Raw genomic sequence first — 20737 nt, forward strand, 5'->3', positions numbered from 1 at the left:
TCAGGGACGGCAGTCGTTCGTCTTGATGCTGTCGACAATCGTGTCCCAGCCGGCGGGGGGCTCAGCATCCCGCATCGGGCGCCTTGGAGTCGCGAACGCCGACCCGGATGCGCCGGTCACGCATCTCCACGCACTGCCCGTTGCTGCCGGAAGGGCAGCACCTCCGGGCCGAACCAGATCGCCTGGATGGAGACCGCGCTGGCGACCATGCCCCCACACCCACCTGGGCTGGGCACACGAAGTTCGGTGCCCTGTCCCTCGTCAGCGGATACGTGGTCCAGTCAGTACGGCAGTACAGCGAACTCGCCGAGGGGAGGGCCGAGGGCCAGGGACAGGCCGACGCCGAGCGCGATTACGGCGGGCGCTGGCACGACTCGTCGACCCCGCCCGCTTCCCCCGAGGTGGCCCGCCTGTTCTCCTCGACGCTGTTCGGGGCGCCACCGTCCCACACCCCGGACGCGACGATCGCCGACGCGGACTTATCCCTCGGCTGGAGTCCCGCCGACCGCAATCCCGATCCGTAATCGAGGTGCACTCGCGACGGACGACGTACGCTGGACCGAGACGGTCATCGACCGGCGCGACTGCACTGGGAGCACCCCGTGGACATCCTGTGGCAGAAGAACGACGACCTGGTGTCCCGGGTGCGGGATGCCTTCGGCGCCGACACTCTCGACGAACTGCTCCGACGTGCCTTTCCCCGGCGGACCGTGCTGCACGTCGGCGCCCTCACCCCAGGAATCTCCGGTGCGGCGGTCCTCCACGTACGACCGGAGCAGGACGGCTCGGCCCAGCATCCGTGTGTCGTCAAGATTGGGCCGGTCGGCGACATCCACACCGAGCACGAGCGGTGGCAGCAATATGTGCAGCCGTACCTGGGCCACGGGGAGATGCCCGACGTGCTCTCCGCTGCGGTGATCGTCGGCAACCACGCGGCGTTGGTCTACAAGTTCTACGCCGCCCGAACGCTGGCCGACATGATCCGGGATCTGGCGAGCGCCGACGACTCGATCGGCATCGTGGACGCGGTGCAGACCCTGCTGACCATCGTGCACGTGTGGCATCGTTCTCGGTCTTCAACCTACTTCGACCTGATCGCCGAGGAGTACCCGCTCGAGGCGGAGACCCTGGAGCGCTTCGAGCAGTACGCCGCCGCCGAGCGTCAGTGGGGTGAGATCGCCGAGCCGAAGCTCGTCCGCGATGTCTGGTCACAACCGCCGGAGAGCCTGCGCAAGCCGCAGCTAACCACCATCGGACACGGTGATCTGCACGCCGACAACGTACTGATGGGGCCGAACGGCTCGTTCGGCATCATCGACTTCCTGCACACAGGCCGGCACCACTTCCTGCGTGACCTGGCGACGCTCGAGGCCGACCTGGTCCTGCGAGTGCTCTGTCCACCGGAGGCAACGGCGGACCAGGCCCAGCGGCTGACGGCTCTGCTGGAGCCGTACTACACGATGGCGGCGTTCACCACGTCCTCACAGCACGATGCCCTGGGACAGGGGGCGTGGCTGCCACTGCAGAACGTGGTGCGCTGCCTGCGGTCGGCGGTCTGGGGCCGTTCCGAGCACGACGCAGAGCAGATTCCCGGCTACCTCATAGCCGTGATTCGCCGCATGGTCAAAATGGTTGTTCGTGACGACAGCCGCCTGACAAACTTCCAGCGCTGGTTCGCCGCCCGCCTAGTGTTGGCACAGACCGCCGAACTGGCCCGCGGCGGGCGCTCGGCAGAACTGCCGATCCCGGCGAGCGGCGACCATGTCCGCGAACGGGTGCCCGGGCCACCAACGGAGGAGCCGGTGGCCGCTTACCTCGATCTGGAGTCCGAGGTCGAGGTGGTCCTCGGGCAACTGTCCGAATCATGGCGGCCCACCGCCATCGGCGCGTTCGAGGCCGAGTTGCCGGCGATCGCGGAGGAAGTGCGGCGGCGGCTGCCGGAGCGCGAACGCCGCCTCGCCGAGGTGTTCCGGGCGTTGACCGAGGTGTACCCGGAGCCGCTGCCCGATCCGGACACCGATCCGGAAAAGGTCAATCACGTCTTGGCCCGGGCGGACACCAACCGCATGATCGAGGCTCGGGTGGTGCGACAGGGCGAGGCGCTGGCGATCCAGATCCCGGACGTGGCTGCCCTGCTGTCGCACTCGACGCGCGAGCTGCAGATCTTCGAGCCGCTGCTACGCGCCGCCTGCGACCTTTACGAGGCCGGCTCCTATCAAGCATCCCTGACGCAGTTCCGTCGGCTGGCGGCCCGACTGAGCGGCGATCTGTCGATCACACGCAGCGAGCTCACGCTGTTCTTCTACTTCCTGTCCAAGTGCCTGCTGAAGCTGAATATGTACAGCAGCCTCAACCGGCTCCTCGACGGTCCGTACCGCGTCTTCTGCCTCGACGTCTGCCCGGAACTGGAGGCGGAGCGGCTTCTCATCGCCGGGGTGGCCCACCGGCACCGCGGCGAGCTCAGCCTTGCGCAGGCATGCCTGGACGACGCGGTGGCGCAGCTCGCGCTGCTTGCCTCGCGTTCCGAGTCGGCCCTCGTCCACCTCGCCCTCGCCGACGCGTATGTGTTGAGCGCGCACCCGCGTTTCGACAACGCGGTCGCGCCCGAAGCCGGGCTGGTCGCTCGTCAGGCCACCGTGCGCCTCACGCTCGCCGCGCTGGAATCAGCACGGCGGTCCTATGAGGAGTACTGGCACCGTGGTGGCCGACCATCCCACTACGAGGGCCGATTGGCTGGCACAATGGCGTACATGACGGTGGTGCGCTCCGTTGTCGAGCCGGCGACGCTCGACGACGAGGCGTGGTCCAAGGCCGCCGCGGAAGCTAGGCAAGGTTTCGAGCCCGAGTTCGACCGTAAGCCGGTGGGCGTGATCGCCGGGCGCGCCGCTCTTGCCTCGGTCAAGATGGCGCAGGCGCGCTGGCTGGCCGTGACGCAGCCGGAGCACTGGCCACAGCAGATGACAGAGTGCCTGCGCGAGGCAGAGAGGGCGCTCTCCCGCGTGCTGGCGGACTATGTCAGTCGCGTGGAGCTTGGTCCCCGCTTCGAGTACCGCAAGCTCATGGCGATCCAGTCATCGATCGGGGCGTTGACGGCCGATCCGCTGGGCCGAGTGGATCCCGACGCCCTCACCCCTCTCATCTAGGAGTCCGCCGTGCCCGAAGAACGCGGCCAGTACCTCGCCGGAGCTTTCGCGTTCGTCTTCGACCAATCCGGCCGCTTCCTGTTGCTCGAGGAGCGGGCGGACCGGCGAAAGTATATGTTCGACCTGCCGGGCGGCACACTTCAGCCGTTCGAGGAGCCGATCGCGGGACTACGCCGCGAGGTGCGGGAGGAAACCGGCATCGAGATCGGCAGTGTCTCCCCACTCTGCCACCTGAAATACGATGTGCACGACAGCGGCCAGCCCATCCTGGTGGCGTTCTACGTGGCTCAGGCAGTATCGAGCTCGGTGCAGCTCTCGACGGAGCACGCCGGCCACCGCTGGATCACCCGCGAGGAGTACGACACCAACCAGTACACCGTCTCGCTCGCCAACGAGGAGACCCGGCGACTATTGGACACCTACCCGCACAGCGACTTCATTCTCCAGTGAAGGCGGTCGTCGCGGGAGATGTCCTCTTCGAGGTGAACGGACATCTTCGGGCGACGTTTCCGTCCCTCCTCGCGGACCGGCTTTTCTACGGTGATGTCGCCGCCATGGTCGGCGGCTCGGCGGCTAACTTCGCCTTGGCGGCCACGGCACTTTTCGACGAGGTCGTCGCGGTAGCCGCGGTGGGCGGTGACGCGGTGGGCGAGGTGATCCGCGCGCAACTCGAGTACCGCGGCGTCCGTGCCCGGCTGGCGGTGAAACCGGACCTTCCGTCAGCCGTCGCAATCTATGTCCGGGACGAGGCCGAGCACCGGGCCAAGGGCGCTCGCCTGTTGCTGGTCGGGGAACCGGCCGCACTGGGGCAGTGGGACACCGGGGACGCGGAGATGTTGCGATCCGAGCTCATGGACGCCGACGTGCTGGTCGTCGACGGTTACGCGCTACGGGCCGAGCCGCGCCGGACCGCCACGCTCACTCTCATGGCACAGGCCCACGACTCGGGTGCCGAGGTCGTCTACGACATCGTCCCGCACGACGTGTTCCGGTCGACAGGTATCGCCGAGGTCCGGCGATGCGGCCGGTCGGCGACAATCATCGTCGCCGAGGCCCGCACGTTGAATGCCCTGGCCGGCGAGGACTGGACCGATGCGGACACTGGCGAACAGGCCGCACACCGGGCCGCGACGTTCGGCGCCCGAACGTTTCCGGGTCGCCGCCTGCACGTCCGGTTCGGTCTCGGAAACGCCGACCGCACCCTGACGCTGTCGCCGAACGGCGACGTGGAAATCATGGCGACGGGTTACGCAGAGAGCGACGAGCCGCGTGGCTTCGGCGACCGGCTGCTGGCCTCCGAGTTGGCTACTTTACTCAAGGGCCGGCGAACCTGAAGAACGCCGTGTCGCGGTCGGCGGTCAGCGCCTCGTGGATGCCGTTGAACATTATGTTCGCCGACCGGTCGATGCAATCACCGCACGCGCCGGGGAATTGCTGGACAAGAGACGTCATCCGCGGTGTCCACCAGATGTCGTCCAGGCCGCCGTCGTCGGTCATCCGGCCGAACACAGTGCCTTCCGCGCCGCCAGAGAAGCCCTGCCCCCGATAGCGTCCGCAGGGCACCAGGGCCGGCTCGGACGGGGACGACCCGACCTCGACCAGGGCGCGGTGAGTCGACGCCAGGCAGGTCGAGAAGTACTCGCGCGGGACGTAACCGGTGTCGGTGAGCGACCGGGTCGGGAAGAATGCCTGGAACTCGTCGTCGACCAATTCGGTGCGTATCCGGTCGACCTGGAGGTGGTAGTTGTCCTCCTGCTCGGCGGTGAACGCCACCCGCAAGCGGTCGCCGAGGACCACCCGGAAGGACACGTGGTCCAGCCCAGCGGTCTTGGCGGCCGCGGCGATGGCGTACATCTCCGCGACGTTTGTCGGATGGACCATCGACGTGCCGCCGAGCGGCATCACCGCCAGCGGATCGGGGCCATATTCTGCACGGCGCAGCCGATCGAGCTCGGCGAGCATCCGCAGCAGAGACGTCACGCCCAGTCGCGGGGTCCGGTGCAGGAGCATCCTCGTCTTGTCGGTGGCCGCGTTGAGGCTGACCCGCACATAGGTGCACGCCCGCACCAGCGTCAGCAGTAGCTCGGGTCTCAGCAGATCGCCGGCGGTCAACACGGCGGAGGTCAGGCCGAGCTGCCGGCACAGGTCGACGGCCGCAGCGAAATGAGGGCTGACAAGCGGATCACCGCCGCCGTCGAAGCGGACCACGCGCACGCCCATCCCGGCCGCCGACCGCAGGGTGCGTTCGAGGGCGGGCCAGGACAGGTGCAGGCCGGAGCCACCAACCGAGCGGTAACCGGCGGAAAAGCAGAAGGTGCACGCCGACGCGCACGCCATCGTGATATCCAGGTCGAGTTGGACCGGGTGCGGCTTGCCGTCCCGGATGCCGGCCAATAGCGCTGCTATGTGGTCGGACAGCCGGCCCGGTACGATTTCACCGCCGTGCGCCGGGATCATCCGGAACGATCGGGTCATGGGTGACCACGCCACCAATGCGGTCCAGTGGCCGAACGTCACGTTGTCGTTGCCTTCGACCACCCGACCCGACCCCAGGTCGACCGGTTCTCCGCCGCCTGGCGGCCGGATCAAGTAACTGTGGCCACCGCGGTTCTCGGCCAACACGGCATACGGTGATGCTGTCGGCGCCACCGGAGGAATCACCGGCCCAGCGTTACGCCTAATTTCATATATGTCAATCTCATCGCTAGGTCAGCAGAAGCCGCTGAATCGTGCCCAACGCCTGCTGCATCGGCGCGACGAACCGCTCCCGAAAGTCGGCGGCCTCCCCGTATGGACCAATGAAGCCCGCGACCAACGGCAGTGCCGACAGTTCTACGAGCGCCTGCTCGTCCTCCAACGCGGGCATCGTCTCCTCGTACTCGGTGACCAGCTCGCGCAGGTAGGTCTCGGCACGACTGATGGCGACGGCCAGCTGCTCCCGCTCCGGGAACAGCTCGTTGTCGGCTCGCACCGCGAAAGAGTGCGCCTCCAACGACAGCTGCGCGTCGAGGACCACTTGAAGGAACTCGTCGTATCGGCCGGCACGCAGCCACGGCACGTTCTCGTTGCCGGGTCGGCGCACCAGCGCCTGAGCACGCAGCATTCGCCGAGCACGCTTGACCGCGTTGTACTGCTCGACGAGATCGCGCAGGTACCGCTGCCGGGCTTCCCGGCGGGCGAGGCTCACGCTCTCCTCGTGACGGACGTCCTGGGCGCGCTGGTCGGCGTCGCGGTTGAATGCCTGGTAAATGATGGACACGGCGCCGCCCAGAACGGCGACCAGGATGAACTGCAGCAGGATCTTGTAGGCTTCCACGCCCACTACGCGGGCGGCGGCATCATGCCGCAGGACCAGCAGGGCTGCCAGCGCGAGTGTGACCAGGACAGCGATGACGATCGTCACCGATAGGCGACGAGACGCGGTACTTCGTTTCGTGGCTATGCCGACAAAGTCTAAACGGCGATGAGGATCCCACGCTGGTAGCCGAGGCCGTCGACGGCGGCTCGGTCAACGCGGCCCGTCCGGGTCGTAGGCTCATGCGGGTGGCTTTGGCTGTATAGCTGACCGCACAGCAACCTGGATGTGATGGTGCTCGCCGAACCGACGATGCTCCTCGTCCACAGTCCGCCTCTCACCGCGGCGACATGGGACGCGCTGCGTCCGTACCTCGAAGCGGCGGGGTGGAGCGTGACGGTGCTGGACCTGCGTCCTTTATCGAGGCGCCGTCCTTCCATACGGCGGTCTGCGCGGCGGCCGCCAGCGTCGCTCCCGGTACGCCCACCGTCGTCGTCGGCACTGACCAGGACGACCGAGGAACCAAGGCCGGCTGTCGTCACCGCGGACACCGAACACCCCGGACGGGGACCGATGAACCGCAGCCACGACGGGCCACCTGCGGACACGGGCGGCCCGCCTCGCGGGCCCGCGACCGCCGAGCACCTCGACACTGAAGCTCGATCAGGTGACGGCGCGGGCGGCCAGTTCGGTCCTGCACGTGACCTGTCGCGTGCTGCCCTGAACCGTGTCACTCCCTCTCAGTAGCCTGCCCGACGAGCCGGCGGAAAGCCGTAGCGGCAGAGTCGTACGAGGGGGATTGTGGTGTCCGCGATCGCGTCTCTGACCCTGGTCCCCAGGGACAGCATCACCGAGTTGGCCCGCCTGGCCCGCACATCGCCGTCGTCGCTCCACTCGTACCTGGCCGAACACGGGCGAAGGGCGCGGCAGGAGTACGAATGGTCCGGCTACTGCCTGCTGTACGTCCTGACCTATCTGGAGGAGCGCGGCATCGACCTGGAGCGGTCCGAGTTCAATGCCGAGTCGGAGGCCATCAACAGCGCCTACGGGCTGACCATACTCATCACTCCCGCCCCGGAGCGGTTACTGGATCAGCTCGACCCCGCTGGTCACCGCACGGAGGAGTTGGCCGCTCACTTCGATGAGATGGGGATGGACTTCGAGGAGAGCGGCATGGTCGCTCTCGACGGGCTGCGGCTGTTGCGCGACAGCATCTCCGAACTCCGCGATGACCAGGTGTTGCTGCTGCACATCGGCTGAGGGCAACTGAGCCCTTCGGTCGGTGGCTGGATGGCTGGTTTGGTTGATGCGACGGCGGGAACCCTCGGCACCGGAAGGTTGGGTGCAACGGGTCCTTTTATTCCGAAACCGCCCAGCAGCACATGCAGCACATGCAGCCGGGTAGCCCTGCCTGCGGTGGGTGTGCCCAGGTGCTCTCAACCGTTGGGGGAGGCTCATGCGCTGGTCCCGCGCGGCCAACGGCGGCTCCACGAAGGACACGACCCGATCCAGCAGCCCGATCGGCGCGGAACGGGATCCGAAGCGGTTGGTCACCTTCAGCGACGCGGTCATCGCCATCGCCGTTACCCTGCTGGTCCTGGAGATCCAGCCGCCGGAGGACACCGAGCACCTGCTCCGCGGCCTCATCGAACTGTGGCCCTCATACGTGGCCTACGCCATCACCTTCCTACTGATCGGGCAGATGTGGGTGAATCACCACGTCATGTTCGACCACATCGGCTCCGCCGACCGCCTGCTGATCCTGCTCAACACCCTGCTGCTGATGGTGATCGCGTTCCTGCCGTTCGCCTCATCCCTCCTGGCCCACGCATTCGAGTCCGGCCACGGCAAGCAAACTGCACTCATCTTCTACGGAGCCACCTACGAGCTGGCCGCCATCCTCTTCAATGCGATCTGGGAGTACGCAAGACATGGCCGCCGTTTGCTGAACTCCGCCACCGACAACGACACCGCCAGGGCGATCAGCAGACGTTTCCGCCCCGCGCCGTTCTGGATCGCCGCCGGAACCGCTCTGGGCGCTCTTCATCCGGTCGTGGGCCTCGTCGTGGTCATCGCGTTCATCCCCTTCTACTGGTGGCCGATCAGTGGCGAGGTCGCCAGCATCAGGCGCACCCGCGAGCAGAGTCCCGGCGCCCTGTAGCCCGCGCCGCCGACCAGGCATGCATGTCGGGGCATTGACCGTTGTAGGGTTCCCGCCGTGGGATACACGGTGATTCCTTCAGGCCGCCTGAACCTCCCGGAGTCGGAGGACGCCGCTGCGGCCGCCGCCGTCCGAGCCGCCCTGGCTGGGCGAGGTGAGTGGTACGAGTCGGATGCGGTTCCGTCGAACGGCACGCTGGTCGACCTGGCGGAGGCGGCCATGGCCTCAATCGTCCGCGACGGGGACTGGATCGAGTTCGGGTACGACGACGAGGGTGACCCCAAGTGGTCCGACCGGGCGACGGCCTTCTACGTCGCGATCGCGCCGTTCGCTCGCTCGGGCACGGTTGATATCGAGGGCGAAGACGGCGCCCGCTGGTCGTACACCTACGCGGACGGCCAGATCACCCAACACGGCTGGAATGGTTGGGACGGGTCCGTCGAGCCGTTTGGCGAGTACGCGGACCCACCTCTGGACCACCCATAGGCGCGGACTGAGGGCGCCGGTCCGGACCTCGTCGCGGTTCGTCCGGGTCATCGGCAGCATGGCCGACCAGGGAGGTTGCGTGGTGGGGCGGGCGGGACTCGAACCCGCGACCGAGGGATTATGAGTCCCCTGCTCTAACCGGCTGAGCTACCGCCCCGATACCGCGCCGGATCTTATCCCGCTCGGCGATCAGCAGCCAGCACCGAGCCGGCCGGTGCCCACGCCTCGACAGCACGATGGGCAACAGGAATATAACAGCGCGCTCCCGGCCGCCCGGGAACGGCGGTCAGCTGGCGCGCAACTCGTCCAGCACCGCCCCGGCGGCGCGCCACCCGCTGGCGAGTGCGCCCTGGATGGACGGGCTGTCCCGGTGGTCACCGGCCACGAACAGGCCGTCCCCCAACGACACGGCCTTACGCAGCAGCCCCTGCGGTGGCGGCGCGGCGGGCAGCGCCTGGGGAACGGCCACGGTGGTGAGGTGGGTCCAGTCGGCGGTGGATTGCCCGTACAGCCGGGTCAACTCGGCCCGTACGGTCGGCTCGGGCGGGGGCGTCGGGCCGACCACCGAGGTGGCCACGAGGTGCCGTCCGGCGGGCGCGTACGTTCCGGCGGCGTTGCTGAGCACCACCGTGTTGGCGACGATTTCCCGCCGGTCGCCGTCGACGAGGAGGATCGGCTCGGTGAGCGGCGGCTCGGTCGCGCTGTGGTAGTAGGTGGTGTAGCTGTGCATGCGCACCGTCGCCAGGGCCGGCAGCAGCGCGGACGCGGCGGGCGGGTCGACGGCGACCACGACGGCCCGGCAGCGGATGTCGCCGGCCTGGGTGCGGACCCGGCCGGGGGTGACCTCCGCGACCGGGGTGTCCAGGTCGAGCAGGTCGACTGGCAGTGGGTCGGCGATGGCGCGCGGCAGCGCGGCCATGCCCTCGGCGGGCAGGCCGATCCGGCCGCGGGCGAAGGAGCGCAACACCATCGCGAGTACGTGGCTGGAGGTGGACAGTTCCCGCTCGAGGAACACACCGGACAGGAATGGCCGCAGCAGCTCCTCGATGATCGCGTCGGAGAGGCCGGCCCGGCGCAACGCCGTCTCGGCGCTGGTCTCCGGTGCGGTGAGCAGCCGGGACGTGGGCAGGGTCGCGCAGCCGGTCGCGAGCGCGGCGAAGCGCAACCGGTCGAGCAGGGAGCCGACCCCGGCGAGTGCGGTGCGCGGGCCGCCGGTCGGCTCGCGTCTCGGGTTGACCAGCCGCAGGAGTTGGTCGCCCTTGCGCACGAGCACGCCGGAGGTGAAGTACCCGAGGTCGAGCCGGTCGGTGTCGAGCAGCGTGCCGAGTTGGGGATAGGCGGTGTTGAGCACCTGGAAGCCCCGGTCGATGAGGTACCCGTCGACGACGTCGGTGGCGACCCGCCCGCCGAGCCGGCCGCTGGCCTCCAGCAGCCGCCAGGGCACGCCGGCGCGGTGCAGCCGGCGGGCGGTGGCGAGGCCGGCCAGGCCGCCGCCGACGATGACCACGTCGGTCTCAGCCAGCATCGCGCGCCTCCCGCTCGCCGTTCGCCCGGGACAACCGGCCCGGCCACCAGATCTTCGGCCCGATGTCGTACGCGAGCGCGGGCACCAGCAGCGACCGGACGATGATGGTGTCGATCAGCACCCCGAGCGCGACCGCCGTACCCAACTCGACGAGCACCACCAGGGGCAGGACGGCGAGGGCGGAGAAGGTCGCTGCGAGCACGATGCCGGCGGAGGTGATCACCCCGCCGGTGACGGCGAGGCCGGCGAGCACACCGGCGCGGGTGCCGCGCTTGACCGACTCTTCCCGCACCCGGCTCATCAGGAAGATGTTGTAGTCGATGCCGAGGGCGACCAGGAAGACGAAGGCGAACAGCGGGAACGCCGAGTCCACGCCCGGGAAGCCGAAGACGTGGCGGAACAGCAGCGCGCACAGGCCGAGGGTGGCCGCGAAGCTGAGCAGCACCGTGGCGATCAGCAGCACCGGGGCGAGCAGTGCCCGGAGCAGCAGGGCCAGGATGACCGCGATGACCACCAGCACCACCGGGATGATGACGTTCTGGTCGCGCTTCGCGGCGTCCGAGGTGTCCACGTTGATCGCGGTGAAGCCGCCGACCACCGCGTCGGCGCCGGGCACCTGGTGTACGGCCACCCGCAGCTCGCGGAGGGTGCGCTCGGCGCCGTCACTGTCCGGCGGGTCGGTCAGGGTCGCCTCCAGTTGCACCCGCCCGTCGACGACCTTCGGCGCGGCGTTCTCCTCGGGTGGGCCGGTCTGCGGGCCGGCGGTGAGCGGGCGGACCTCGGCGACGCCGGGCACGCCCTGCGCCACCTGGGCGACCTGCCGGGCGGTCTGCTCGGTGGTGAAGATGGTTGCCGGGCTGCCGGTGCCGGCCGGGAAGTGTCGGGTGATCACCTCCTGGCCGTCCACCGAGTCGGTGCGCTGGGTGAACAGGTCGGACTGCCCGAGGGTGGTGGCGCCGAGCTGCGTGAGGCCCAGCGTGAGGATGGCCAGCACGACGGCGGTGCTCAGCCAGATCGGTCGGGCGTGCCGGGCCACGAAGCCAGCGACGCGGCTCCAGATGCCGTGCTCGACCCGGGGGTCGGCCTGGTCCTCCCGGGGCCGTCGGGGCCAGAACGCCCACCGGCCACCGAGGAGCAGCAGCGCGGGCAGGAAGGTGAGCATCACCAGCAGGGTGCCCGCGATGCCGATGGCGGCGACCGGCCCGAGTGCCCGGTTGGAGTTCAGGCTGGACAGCAGGAGGCAGAGCAGGCTGACGATGACCGTGCCGCCGGAGGCGATGATGGCGGGCGCGGCGCCCTTCCACGCCGTACGCATGGCGTCCCAGGGCCGGTCGTGGCGGTGCAGCTCCTCCCGGTAGCGGGCGATCATCAGCAGCGCGTAGTCGGTGCCGGCGCCGAAGACCAGCACGGTGAGGATGCCCTGCGCCTGCCCGTTGAGCTTGATCACGTCGGCGTCGGCGAGCAGGTAGACGAAGACCGAGGCCAGGGCGTACGACATTCCGGCGGCGAGCAGCGGGAAGATCCAGAGCACCGGGCTGCGGTAGACCACCAGCAGGATGATCAGCACCACGACCAGGGTGACCAGCAGCAGTGGCCCGTCGATGGCGGCGAAGACCTCGATCAGGTCGGCGAGCAGGCCGGCAGGTCCGGCGACGTCCACGGTGAGCCCGTCCCGGTCGCCGCCGGTGATGTCGCGCAACTGTTTGACGACGGAGCCGATCTCCTCCCCCTCGGCGTCGTCGACCGGCACGACGACCTGCAGTGCCTGGCCGTCCTGGCTCGGGATGGGCGGGGGCAGCGGGGTGAGGACTCCGGGCACCTGGGCGAACCGGGCGGCGTCGGCGCTGGCCCGTTGCCGGTCCGCGTCGGTGATGCCGGAGGGCCGCTCGTAGACGACCAGTGCCGGGATGGTCTGTCGGTCGACGAAGTCGCCGGTGAGGTCCTGGGCACGGGTCGCCTCGGCGTCGGTGGGCAGGAAGGCGGCGTTGTCGTTGGTGGCGACCTCGCTGAGGCGCCCGGCGTACGGCCCGGCCACACCGCCGATCACCAGCCAGACCAGCACGACCGCCACCGCGATCAGCGTGGCCCTGCCGCCTCGTCCGGACATCCGCACTCACCCCAAGAATCGACGCATCAATCGACGCAGCGGGAGTCTAAGTCGACATCGACCATCCTGCCGGGCGAGCACGTCGAGGGAGGGCGAAACCGGTGGCACACACACGAAAACGCCCGCCGGCAGGACTGCCGGCGGGCGCTGGGTGGAGAAGCTCCCCCGATTGGACTCGAACCAATAACCTGCCGGTTAACAGCCGGCTGCTCTGCCAATTGAGCTACAGGGGATCGTGCACCGCGCGACTCCGGATCTCCCCGGCGCCGTGCGACGGGAAAAGAATACAGGACATCGCCCGGTGCCGGTCCAGTGGGTTCCGCCCCACCCCCTGATGATCAAGACGGGCAGGCCAGGACGCGCAACGCATCGACAATTAGGGTAAATCGCCATCCCGGCACAAGCATGCTTGAGCGGGGAGCAGGATGGGTAGTTAGCTGCGGACAGAGGACGCAGGCGCGAATTGGTCGCCTTCCGACGGGGCAACTCGCCGAGGCGACGGCGCGTCAGGTACGGAAGGAGCCGCCATGCGCGGAAAGATCATGTTTCTTGGCGGGCTGGCTGCGGGATTCGTCCTGGGCGCCCGTGCCGGCCGGGAAAAGTACGAGGAGCTCGTGGTTCGGGGCCGTAAGGTGCTCGACCACCCGACCGTCCAGGAGGCGGCCGGGGTCGCGCAGGCCCAAGCCAACAAGCTCTACAGCGAGGGCAAGGACAAGCTCGGCCAGACCAAACTGGGCGAGAAGTTGGGCACCGGCAACGGCAGCACCGGCAAGTCGGAGCTGACCGCCGCCGACGACGCGTTCGCCGGCACGCCCGCCACCGTGGGCGCCAAGGCGGGCACCAGCACGGTCGGCACGACCTCCGGGTCGCCGTCGTCAACGAACCCCCGCACCAAGCCGTCCGGCTCGGGCACGAACGCCAGCACGCTCTGACCAATCGCACGTCGACGGGCCGGTCGCCGCAGGGCGACCGGCCCGTGGTCTGTCCGGGGTCCGGTCAGTCCTTGCTGCTGAACGCCGCGTCGAAGGCGGCGCTCGGGGCGTCGAAGGCGAGTCGGCGAACGAACTGCAACGCCTCCGGGGCACCGACCAGCCGGTCCATGCCGGCGTCCTCCCACTCGATCGAGATCGGGCCGGTGTAGCCGATCGCGTTCAACGCGCGGAAGCAGTCCTCCCAGGGCACGTCGCCGTGCCCGGTGGAGACGAAGTCCCACCCGCGGCGCAGGTCGGCCCAGGGCAGGTGCGAGGCGAGCCGGCCACGCCGGCCATCCCCGGTGCGAACCTTGGCGTCCTTGCAGTCCACGTGGTAGATCCGGTCGGCGAAGTCGAAGATGAAGTTCACCGGGTCCAGCTCCTGCCAGACGAAGTGCGACGGGTCCCAGTTCAGCCCGAACGCGGGCCGGTTGCCGATCGCCTCCAGCGCCCGCTTCGTCGTCCAGTAGTCGTACGCGATCTCGCTGGGGTGCACCTCGTGCGCGAACCGCACCCCCACCTCGTCGAACACGTCGAGGATCGGGTTCCAACGGTCGGCGAAGTCCTGGTAGCCGCGCTCGATCATCGACGGCGGCACCGGTGGGAACATCGCCAGGGTGTGCCAGATCGACGAACCGGTGAAGCCGACGACCGTCTTCACGCCGAGCTTCGCCGCGGCCCGTGCGGTGTCCTTGATCTCCTCGGCGGCCCGCTGGCGGACCCCCTCGGGCTCCCCGTCGCCCCAGATCCGGCCGGGCAGGATGTCTTGGTGCCGCTCGTCGATCGGGTGGTCGCAGACCGCCTGACCGACGAGGTGGTTGGAGATCGTGAAGACCTCGAGGTTGTGCTTCGCGAGGGTCTCCCGCTTGCGCTCGACGTACGAGTCGTCGGCGAGCGCCTTGTCGACCTCGAAGTGGTCGCCCCAGCAGGCGATCTCCAGACCGTCGTAGCCCCACTCGGAGGCGAGCCGGCAGACCTCCTCGAAAGGTAGGTCGGCCCACTGGCCGGTGAAGAGCGTGATGGGTCGCGCCATTGTTCTACTCCCCTGTTGTAATGGGGATTCCAGGTGCGGACCAGGGCGAGGGTGACCGGACGTGCGTGGCGCCGGGGCGGTCACCGGTGGGTGTGTGGAACACACCTGGGCCCGGCGGGTTGCGCCTCCCACCGGGTCACCGGCCACCAGCACGGTCGCCGCCCCCACCCTATTTCCGCGGCACCCCATCGCGAAAGCCCCGCAGCCGGATCATCATTCGGCCACCTCCTCGGGCGCGGGCAGGACGGCCCGCACGATGAAGCCGCCACCGGCGCGCGGGCCGGCGGTCAACGTGCCGCCGAGCCGCTCCGCGCGCCTGCGTACCCCGAGCAGACCCCGTCCGGCGCCCTGGGCGACCCCGCCCGACCTGGCGGAGGCGGCGCCCTCGTCGCGTACCTCGATGGTGATGCCCGTGGGGTCGTAGCGCAGGCGGACCGCGACCGCCGCGCCCGGCGCGTGCCGGCACGCGTTGGTCAACGACTCCTCGATGATCCGGTACGCCACCACGTCGACCGGGCCCGGCAGCGGCCGGGGTTGCCCGGCCAGGGTCCACCGCACCGGCTGGCCGGCGGCGAAGCCCTCCACCAGCGCGTCGAGGCGGTTCAGGCTCGGCGGCGGCTCGGACGCGTCGTCGGGCGCGTCGGGTCCGAGGAGCCCGACGCGCAGCCGGTGCCCCTGCGCCCACACCATCCCGCGCCACCGCGCGAACCGCCCCATGCTGGTCAAGGTACGGCAGCCGGTTGTGGGTCGGTCCGCGGGCGGTGTGTGGGAGTGGGCGGCCGGATACCGGTGCGAGCGTTATACCTGCGAGTCATATTCATGACCCACAGGTATAACGCTCACGGATGACACCGCTCCCCGAGCGCCGCCGTCGCGGAAGGGTGGGCCGCGACGACGGCCGCTCCCGACTCAGTCGGTCAGGGCAGGGTCCACTTCTGGTTGGCCGCGCCGAGGCAGGTCCAGAGGTGCACGACGGTGCTGTCCGCCGAGTTGTTACCGGAGACGTCGAGGCACTTGCCCGACGACGTGTTACGCAGGGTGCCGTCGGACTGGGCCGCCCAGTTCTGCGCCCCGGTGCCGTTGCAGGTCCAGAGCTGGATCTTGGTGCCGTCGGCGGTGCCGCTGCCGGAGACGTCCAGGCACTTGCCGAGCGCCCTGATCGTCGAGCCCGACGTCACGGTCCAGGTCTGCGAGGTGCTGCTGTTGCAGGTGTAGAGCTGGATCTGGGTGCCGTCGGCGGTGCCGCCGTTGCGCACGTCCAGACACTTGCCGGCGAGACCCCTGATCGGACCGACGCCGGGAGTGCCCCCGCTCCCCTTGACCAGGGTGAAGTCGTCCACGTCGAAGAGCCCGGTGCCGCTACCGGTGAAGGTGAGGTAGAGGTTCTGGGTGCCGGACGGGACGCTGGACAGCGCGGTGGTGACGTTGGCGAAGGTGGTCCAACTGCCGGTGTTCGGCACCGCGACCGAACCGAGCACCGGGCCGGTTGCCGAGCCCGTACGCACCTGGATGGTGCCACCCGCGCCGCCGGAGACGACCCGGGACGTGAACGAGGTGACCCCGGTCAGGTTCACACCGTTGTACGCGGCCCAGTCGCCCGGGTCGATGTAGCCGATGGTCTGCCCACCGTTGGCGCCCGCCTTGGTGAACGGGGTGACGCCGTTGGCCGAGCTGAACGCCTCGGCCTGGATCGTGGTGTTCCCGGTCGGCGGCGGCGTGGTGCCCAACTCCTTGATCCGGACGTTGCGGAACGAGGCGTCGTCACCGGTGCCGTGGTTCTGGATGCCGATGTGGCCGGCCAGCGAGCGGACGGGGTTGGTGTTGGTGAAGTCGTTGATCTTCACTCCGTTGAGGAAGATCTGCAGCCGCTCACCCTCGACCAGCAGCTCGTAGGTGTTCCACTCCCCCGGCGCGTTCAGCGCCGCGTCGCGGGCCGCGGTGTCGGCGGACTTGAAGGTGTAGACCGACCCGGTCGTGCGGTCGGCGGCGTCGGTGGCGTCGATCTGGATCTCGTAGCCGTTGTCCACTGCGGACCACGGATCAGTGGACGGCGGGAAGCCGATGAAGATGCCGGAGTTGTCGTCACCGGCCAGCTTCCAGTCCAGCTTCAACGAGTAGTTGGTGAACTGCTTGGCGTTGTACCAGAACAACCCCATGCCACCCACCGAGGTCAGGGTGGCGTCGGAGTTGGTGAAGTTGCCCGGGCCCGCCTGCGACCAGCCGCTCGTCGAACCGTTGTAGATCGGGGTGTAGCCGGTCTCGGGCCGGCAGTCGGCCTTGCTCCGACCGGAGGCGTACCGGATGCCGCCGAGCAGGTGGGACCGGAACGCCGGCTCCGCGTACGACGCCTGGGTGTGCCCGGCGCCGGTGTAGAAGGACCGGCCACCGTTGTAACTCTTGCACCAGCTCAGCGGGTGGTCGGCGCCCATCCCGCCCCCGGAGTACGACGACTCGTCCAGCGTGGCCAGCACGTGGGCGGTCGAGCGGGCGTTGGTCCGGTAGTTGTACCACTCGTCGGTGCGGGTCCAGGTCTGCGGCAGGTGCGCGGTCGCCGCCTGTCCCCGGTCCTCCACCTTGATGTTGGCCTGCTGGATCGCCGGGTGCGAGGCGAACCACGCGCCCACCAGGTTGCCGTAGAACGGCCAGTCGTACTCGGTGTCGGCGGCCGCGTGCACACCCACGTACCCGCGACCGGAGCCGATGTACGACTCGAAGGCGGTCTGCTGGCTGGCGTTGAGCACGTCGCCGGTGGTGTTGAGGAAGACGACCGCCTCGTACTGGGCGAGGTTGCCGGTGGTGAACGCCGCGGCGTCCTCCGTGGCGGTGACGGTGAAGTTGTTCGCCGCGCCCAGGTCGCGGATGGTCTGGATGCCGACCGGGATCGCGTCGTGCCGGAATCCGGCGGTCTTGGAGAAGACCAGGACGTCGTACGGTGCGTCGGCGGCGCTGGCCGGGCTGGCCGGGGTGGTGCAGGCGATGACGGCGAGGGCGGCCAGGGCCGCGCCGAGGACGGGTCGCAGGAGTCTGCGCATATCGCTCTCCTAATGACGGTTAGGAGGGGCCCCTTGTACAACACTAGGCGTCAACAAGGGGCCCCACCTCTCAGCTCAGGGCAGGATCCACTTTTGGTTGGCGGCGGCGGTGCAGGTCCAGAGGTGGACCACCGTGCTGTCGGCGGAGCTGTTGCCGGAGACGTCGAGGCACTTGCTGGACGCCACGTTGCGTACCGTGCCGTCGGCTTGCGCGGCCCAGTTCTGCGCCCCGGTCCCGTTGCAGGTGTAGAGCTGGATCTTGGTGCCGTCGGCGGTGCCGGCACCTGAGACGTCCAGGCACTTGCCCAACGACTTGATCGTGGAGTTCGGGGTGACCGTCCAGTTCTGCGCCGTACTCCCGTTGCAGGTGTAGATCTGGATCTGCGTGCCGTCGGCGGTGGCACCGTTGCGTACGTCCAGACACTTGCCGCCGAGGCCCCTGATCGGGCCACCCCCGCCGGTGGGGGTTCCGGTGACGAAGCTGAACGCGTCCAGGTCGTAGAGCGCCCCGGTGCCCGAGCCGGCGAAGGTCAGGTAGAGGGTGGTCGTGCCGGTCGGCGGGCTGCTGATCGTCCCGGTCACCGTGGCGAACGTTTCCCAGCTGCCGGTCACCGGGACCGTGGCCGAGCCGAGCACCGTGCCGGTGGCCGAGCCGGCCCGGACCTGGAGGGTGCCACCGGCACCCGCCGAGGAGACCCGGGCGTTGAACGAGGTCACGTTGCCCAGCCGGTACGGCTGGAACGCGATCCAGTCGCCGTTGTTGATGTCACCGACGGTCTTGCCGCCCTCGGCCGTGGTCTTGCTGAACACGTTGATCCCGGACGAGGTGCCGTAGAACTCGGCCTGGCGGTGCCGCGGCGGCAGCGTGTGCTGGGTGTGCGTGGTCAGGCCACCGGCGTCGGTGTACTCGGCGTCGAAGATCGCGAAGATGTTCGCCGCGTCGTCGTGCTCACCGTCGACCGGGATGGTGATCGAGCCCGAGCAGCCGGTCTGCGAGGTGATCTGGTGCCCGTGCTGGTCGTGCCCGAGCACGTAGGTCATCTTGACCTTCGTGCAGTCGATCGTGCCGTCCTCCGGGTCGGTGACCGTGATGCTGAACGGCACCGTGTCGCCGAAGCTGAACAGCTGGCCGTTACCGGGGTTGTTGATGGTCACCGTGGGCGCGGTGTTGCCGACGCTGATCCGCACACTGCTGCTGCCGGTGGCACCCTGCGGGTCCCGGACCGTCAGGGTGGCGGTGTAGCTGCCGTTGGCGGTGTAGGTCTTCGTCGGGTTGGCCGCGGTCGAGGTGGTCCCGTCTCCGAAGGCCCACGAGTACGTCAGCGCACCCCCCTCGGGGTCGGACGAGCCGGCGGAGGAGAAGGTCACCGCGAGCGGGGCCGCACCGGAGGTCCGGTTGGCGCTGGCCACCGCGGTCGGCGCCCGGTTGCCGCCGCCGACGTAGTCGAAGCGGTAGAGCGCCGAGTTGGCGTCACCGTTGAAGTAGCCGGTGCCGTAGTCGAGCACGTAGTACGCGCCGTCCGGGCCGAACGCCGAGTCCATCACCTGCTTGCCGACCCAGGGGAAGGTGTCGATGGTGCCCCGGGAGCCGTCCGAGTTGACGTGGATCGGCTTGATCCAGCCGCGGCCGAACTCGGTGGCGAAGAACTGCCCGTCGAAGGACTGCGGGAACTTGGTGGTGGAGGTCGACGAGGCGTTGTACCGGTAGACCGGGCCGCCCATCGGGGACTCGGAGCCGCCGCCGAACTCGGTCGGGGTGCCGGCGTCGCCGGCGTACCGGATCCAGGCCGGCTGGGCCGGCGGCAGGGTGGTCCGGCCGGTGTTGCGGAACGAGTTGTTGGTCGGCCCACCGCCGCAGTTGTACTTCGCACCGCCGGTGTTGGCGGCGAAGTCCCACTCGTTGTACGTCTCGGTGGAGGTGTTGGTGCCGGTGCAGTACGGCCAGCCGTAGTTGCCCGGCGCGGCGACCCGGTTGAACTCGACCTGGCCGGACGGCCCACGGGTGGCGCTGGTGGTGCCCGCGTCCGGCCCGTAGTCACCGACGTAGACAACCCCGGTGGCCTTGTCCACGCTGATCCGGAACGGGTTGCGGAACCCCATCGCGTAGATCTCCGGGCGCGTCTGGGCCGTGCCGGGCGCGAACAGGTTGCCCGACGGGATGGAGTACGTCCCGTTCGCGTTCACCTTGATCCGCAGGATCTTGCCGCGCAGGTCGTTGGTGTTGCCGGCGCTGCGCTGTGCGTCGTACGCGGGGTTGCGGTTGGTCCGCTCGTCCAGGGGTGAGTAGCCGGACGACTCGAACGGGTTGGTGTCGTCGCCGGTGGACAGGTAGAGGTTGCCGGCGGCGTCGAAGTCGATGTCCCCGCCGACGTGGCAGCAGACGCCACGGCTGGCCGGTACGTCGAGCACGTCGACCTTGCTCGCCTGGTTGACCGTGAAGTCGGCGTTGAGGGTGAACCGGGAGAGCCGGTTGACGCCGTTCCAGGCGGAGAAGTCGGTGCCGGTGGCCGGCGCGTCGCCGCCGGGGGTGGAGAGCGGCGGGGCGTAGTAGAGGTAGATCTGCCGGTTGCTGGCGAAGCCCGGGTCGACGCCGACGCCCTGCAACCCCTCCTCGTCGTGCGTGTAGACCGACAGGGTGCCGATCACGGAGGTGGTGCCGTTGGCGTCGGTGCGGCGCAGGGTGCCGTTGCGGGCGGTGTGCAGGACCGAGCGGTCCGGCAGCACGGCTAGCGACATCGGCTCACCCATGTCGTTCACGCCACGGGCGAGCTCGACCTGCTGGAAGTCGCTGGCGACGATCGTGTGCGCCTGCGCGGGGGTCGAGCCGGCGCCGAGTGCGACCGTGCCGGCCGCGGCAACCAGCAACACTGCCGATCCAGCCGAGAACCATCGTCGGGATCGATGTTTGGGAGCGTCCTTCATGGACATGTGTGCTGCCCCTTCCTGACGAATGACTGCCAGGCGGGCGCGCGCCGTCGCGCCGG

17 protein-coding genes and 2 tRNA genes are annotated in these 20737 nt (G+C 69.1%); 8 read left to right on the plus strand and 11 right to left on the minus strand.

The genetic code is table 11. The features are described from left to right. Positions 1–61: 61 nt before the first annotated feature. On the minus strand, positions 62–124 hold the full coding sequence (locus HNR20_RS32845) for a hypothetical protein (protein WP_373291058.1): 63 nt from the start codon (positions 122–124) through the stop codon (positions 62–64). Here HNR20_RS32845 and HNR20_RS32210 point away from each other — a divergent pair. From HNR20_RS32210 to HNR20_RS07190, 4 genes are all read left to right on the plus strand, one after another. Beyond that, positions 108–524 (plus strand): hypothetical protein, encoded by a 417-nt coding sequence (locus tag HNR20_RS32210; protein ID WP_260321798.1) that lies wholly within the window; start codon positions 108–110, stop codon positions 522–524. The genes HNR20_RS32845 and HNR20_RS32210 overlap by 17 nt on opposite strands. 111 nt (positions 525–635) lie before the next feature. Further along, on the plus strand, positions 636–3143 hold the full coding sequence (locus HNR20_RS07180) for a phosphotransferase (protein WP_221309733.1): 2508 nt from the start codon (positions 636–638) through the stop codon (positions 3141–3143). A 9-nt stretch (positions 3144–3152) separates the two neighbouring features. Then, positions 3153–3593, plus strand: coding sequence for an NUDIX hydrolase (locus HNR20_RS07185; protein WP_184177551.1), 441 nt, complete (start codon positions 3153–3155; stop codon positions 3591–3593). 32 nt (positions 3594–3625) lie between these two features. Beyond that, positions 3626–4477: a PfkB family carbohydrate kinase gene (locus tag HNR20_RS07190; protein ID WP_184177553.1), complete on the plus strand. Its 852-nt coding sequence runs from the start codon at positions 3626–3628 to the stop codon at positions 4475–4477. Here HNR20_RS07190 and HNR20_RS07195 read toward each other — a convergent pair. After that, positions 4458–5618, minus strand: a complete 1161-nt coding sequence (locus HNR20_RS07195; protein ID WP_184177555.1) for a radical SAM protein — start codon at positions 5616–5618, stop codon at positions 4458–4460. The genes HNR20_RS07190 and HNR20_RS07195 overlap by 20 nt on opposite strands. A gap of 229 nt (positions 5619–5847) precedes the next feature. Then, positions 5848–6546, minus strand: coding sequence for a hypothetical protein (locus HNR20_RS07200; RefSeq protein ID WP_184177557.1), 699 nt, complete (start codon positions 6544–6546; stop codon positions 5848–5850). A 696-nt stretch (positions 6547–7242) separates the two neighbouring features. On the opposite strand from HNR20_RS07200, the gene HNR20_RS07205 reads away from it, so the two are divergent. The 3 genes from HNR20_RS07205 (at position 7243) to HNR20_RS07215 (ending at position 9085) form a co-directional block, all read left to right on the plus strand. Further along, positions 7243–7698 (plus strand): hypothetical protein, encoded by a 456-nt coding sequence (locus HNR20_RS07205; RefSeq protein ID WP_184177559.1) that lies wholly within the window; start codon positions 7243–7245, stop codon positions 7696–7698. A 196-nt stretch (positions 7699–7894) separates the two neighbouring features. Continuing rightward, positions 7895–8599: a TMEM175 family protein gene (locus tag HNR20_RS07210; protein WP_184177561.1), complete on the plus strand. Its 705-nt coding sequence runs from the start codon at positions 7895–7897 to the stop codon at positions 8597–8599. A gap of 57 nt (positions 8600–8656) precedes the next feature. Next, positions 8657–9085: a hypothetical protein gene (locus HNR20_RS07215; RefSeq protein WP_184177563.1), complete on the plus strand. Its 429-nt coding sequence runs from the start codon at positions 8657–8659 to the stop codon at positions 9083–9085. A gap of 80 nt (positions 9086–9165) precedes the next feature. Here HNR20_RS07215 and HNR20_RS07220 read toward each other — a convergent pair. From HNR20_RS07220 to HNR20_RS07235, 4 genes are all read right to left on the minus strand, one after another. Continuing rightward, positions 9166–9242: transfer RNA gene (locus HNR20_RS07220), tRNA-Ile, on the minus strand. 129 nt (positions 9243–9371) lie between these two features. Then, positions 9372–10610 carry an NAD(P)/FAD-dependent oxidoreductase gene (locus HNR20_RS07225; RefSeq protein WP_184177565.1) on the minus strand — a complete coding sequence of 413 codons (1239 nt, stop codon included), beginning with the start codon at positions 10608–10610 and terminating at the stop codon, positions 9372–9374. Then, the gene (locus tag HNR20_RS07230; protein ID WP_184177567.1) at positions 10600–12717 is read right to left on the minus strand and encodes an MMPL family transporter; all 2118 of its coding nucleotides are present in this window, start codon (positions 12715–12717) and stop codon (positions 10600–10602) included. Before HNR20_RS07230 ends, HNR20_RS07225 begins: the two co-directional genes overlap by 11 nt. A 160-nt stretch (positions 12718–12877) precedes the next feature. Further along, positions 12878–12950, minus strand: a tRNA-Asn gene (locus tag HNR20_RS07235). Between the two features lie 294 nt (positions 12951–13244). Between HNR20_RS07235 and HNR20_RS07240 the strand changes: the two genes are divergently transcribed. Continuing rightward, entirely contained in the window at positions 13245–13649 is a 405-nt protein-coding gene (locus HNR20_RS07240; RefSeq protein WP_184177569.1) for a hypothetical protein, read from the plus strand. A gap of 64 nt (positions 13650–13713) precedes the next feature. Here HNR20_RS07240 and HNR20_RS07245 read toward each other — a convergent pair whose 3' ends face one another. From HNR20_RS07245 to HNR20_RS07260, 4 genes are all read right to left on the minus strand, one after another. Next, entirely contained in the window at positions 13714–14721 is a 1008-nt protein-coding gene (locus HNR20_RS07245) for a sugar phosphate isomerase/epimerase family protein (RefSeq protein ID WP_184177571.1), read from the minus strand. A gap of 213 nt (positions 14722–14934) precedes the next feature. Then, positions 14935–15438, minus strand: coding sequence for a sensor histidine kinase (locus HNR20_RS07250; protein WP_184177573.1), 504 nt, complete (start codon positions 15436–15438; stop codon positions 14935–14937). 200 nt (positions 15439–15638) lie between these two features. Next, a complete protein-coding gene (locus HNR20_RS07255) occupies positions 15639–17753 on the minus strand; it encodes a ThuA domain-containing protein (protein ID WP_184177575.1) in 2115 nt (704 codons plus the stop codon). A 75-nt stretch (positions 17754–17828) separates the two neighbouring features. Further along, positions 17829–20681 (minus strand): PQQ-dependent sugar dehydrogenase, encoded by a 2853-nt coding sequence (locus HNR20_RS07260; RefSeq protein WP_184177577.1) that lies wholly within the window; start codon positions 20679–20681, stop codon positions 17829–17831. Positions 20682–20737: the final 56 nt, after the last annotated feature.

The organism is Micromonospora parathelypteridis (genome assembly GCF_014201145.1).
In the GTDB taxonomy this organism is placed as follows: Bacteria; Actinomycetota; Actinomycetes; order Mycobacteriales; family Micromonosporaceae; genus Micromonospora; species Micromonospora parathelypteridis.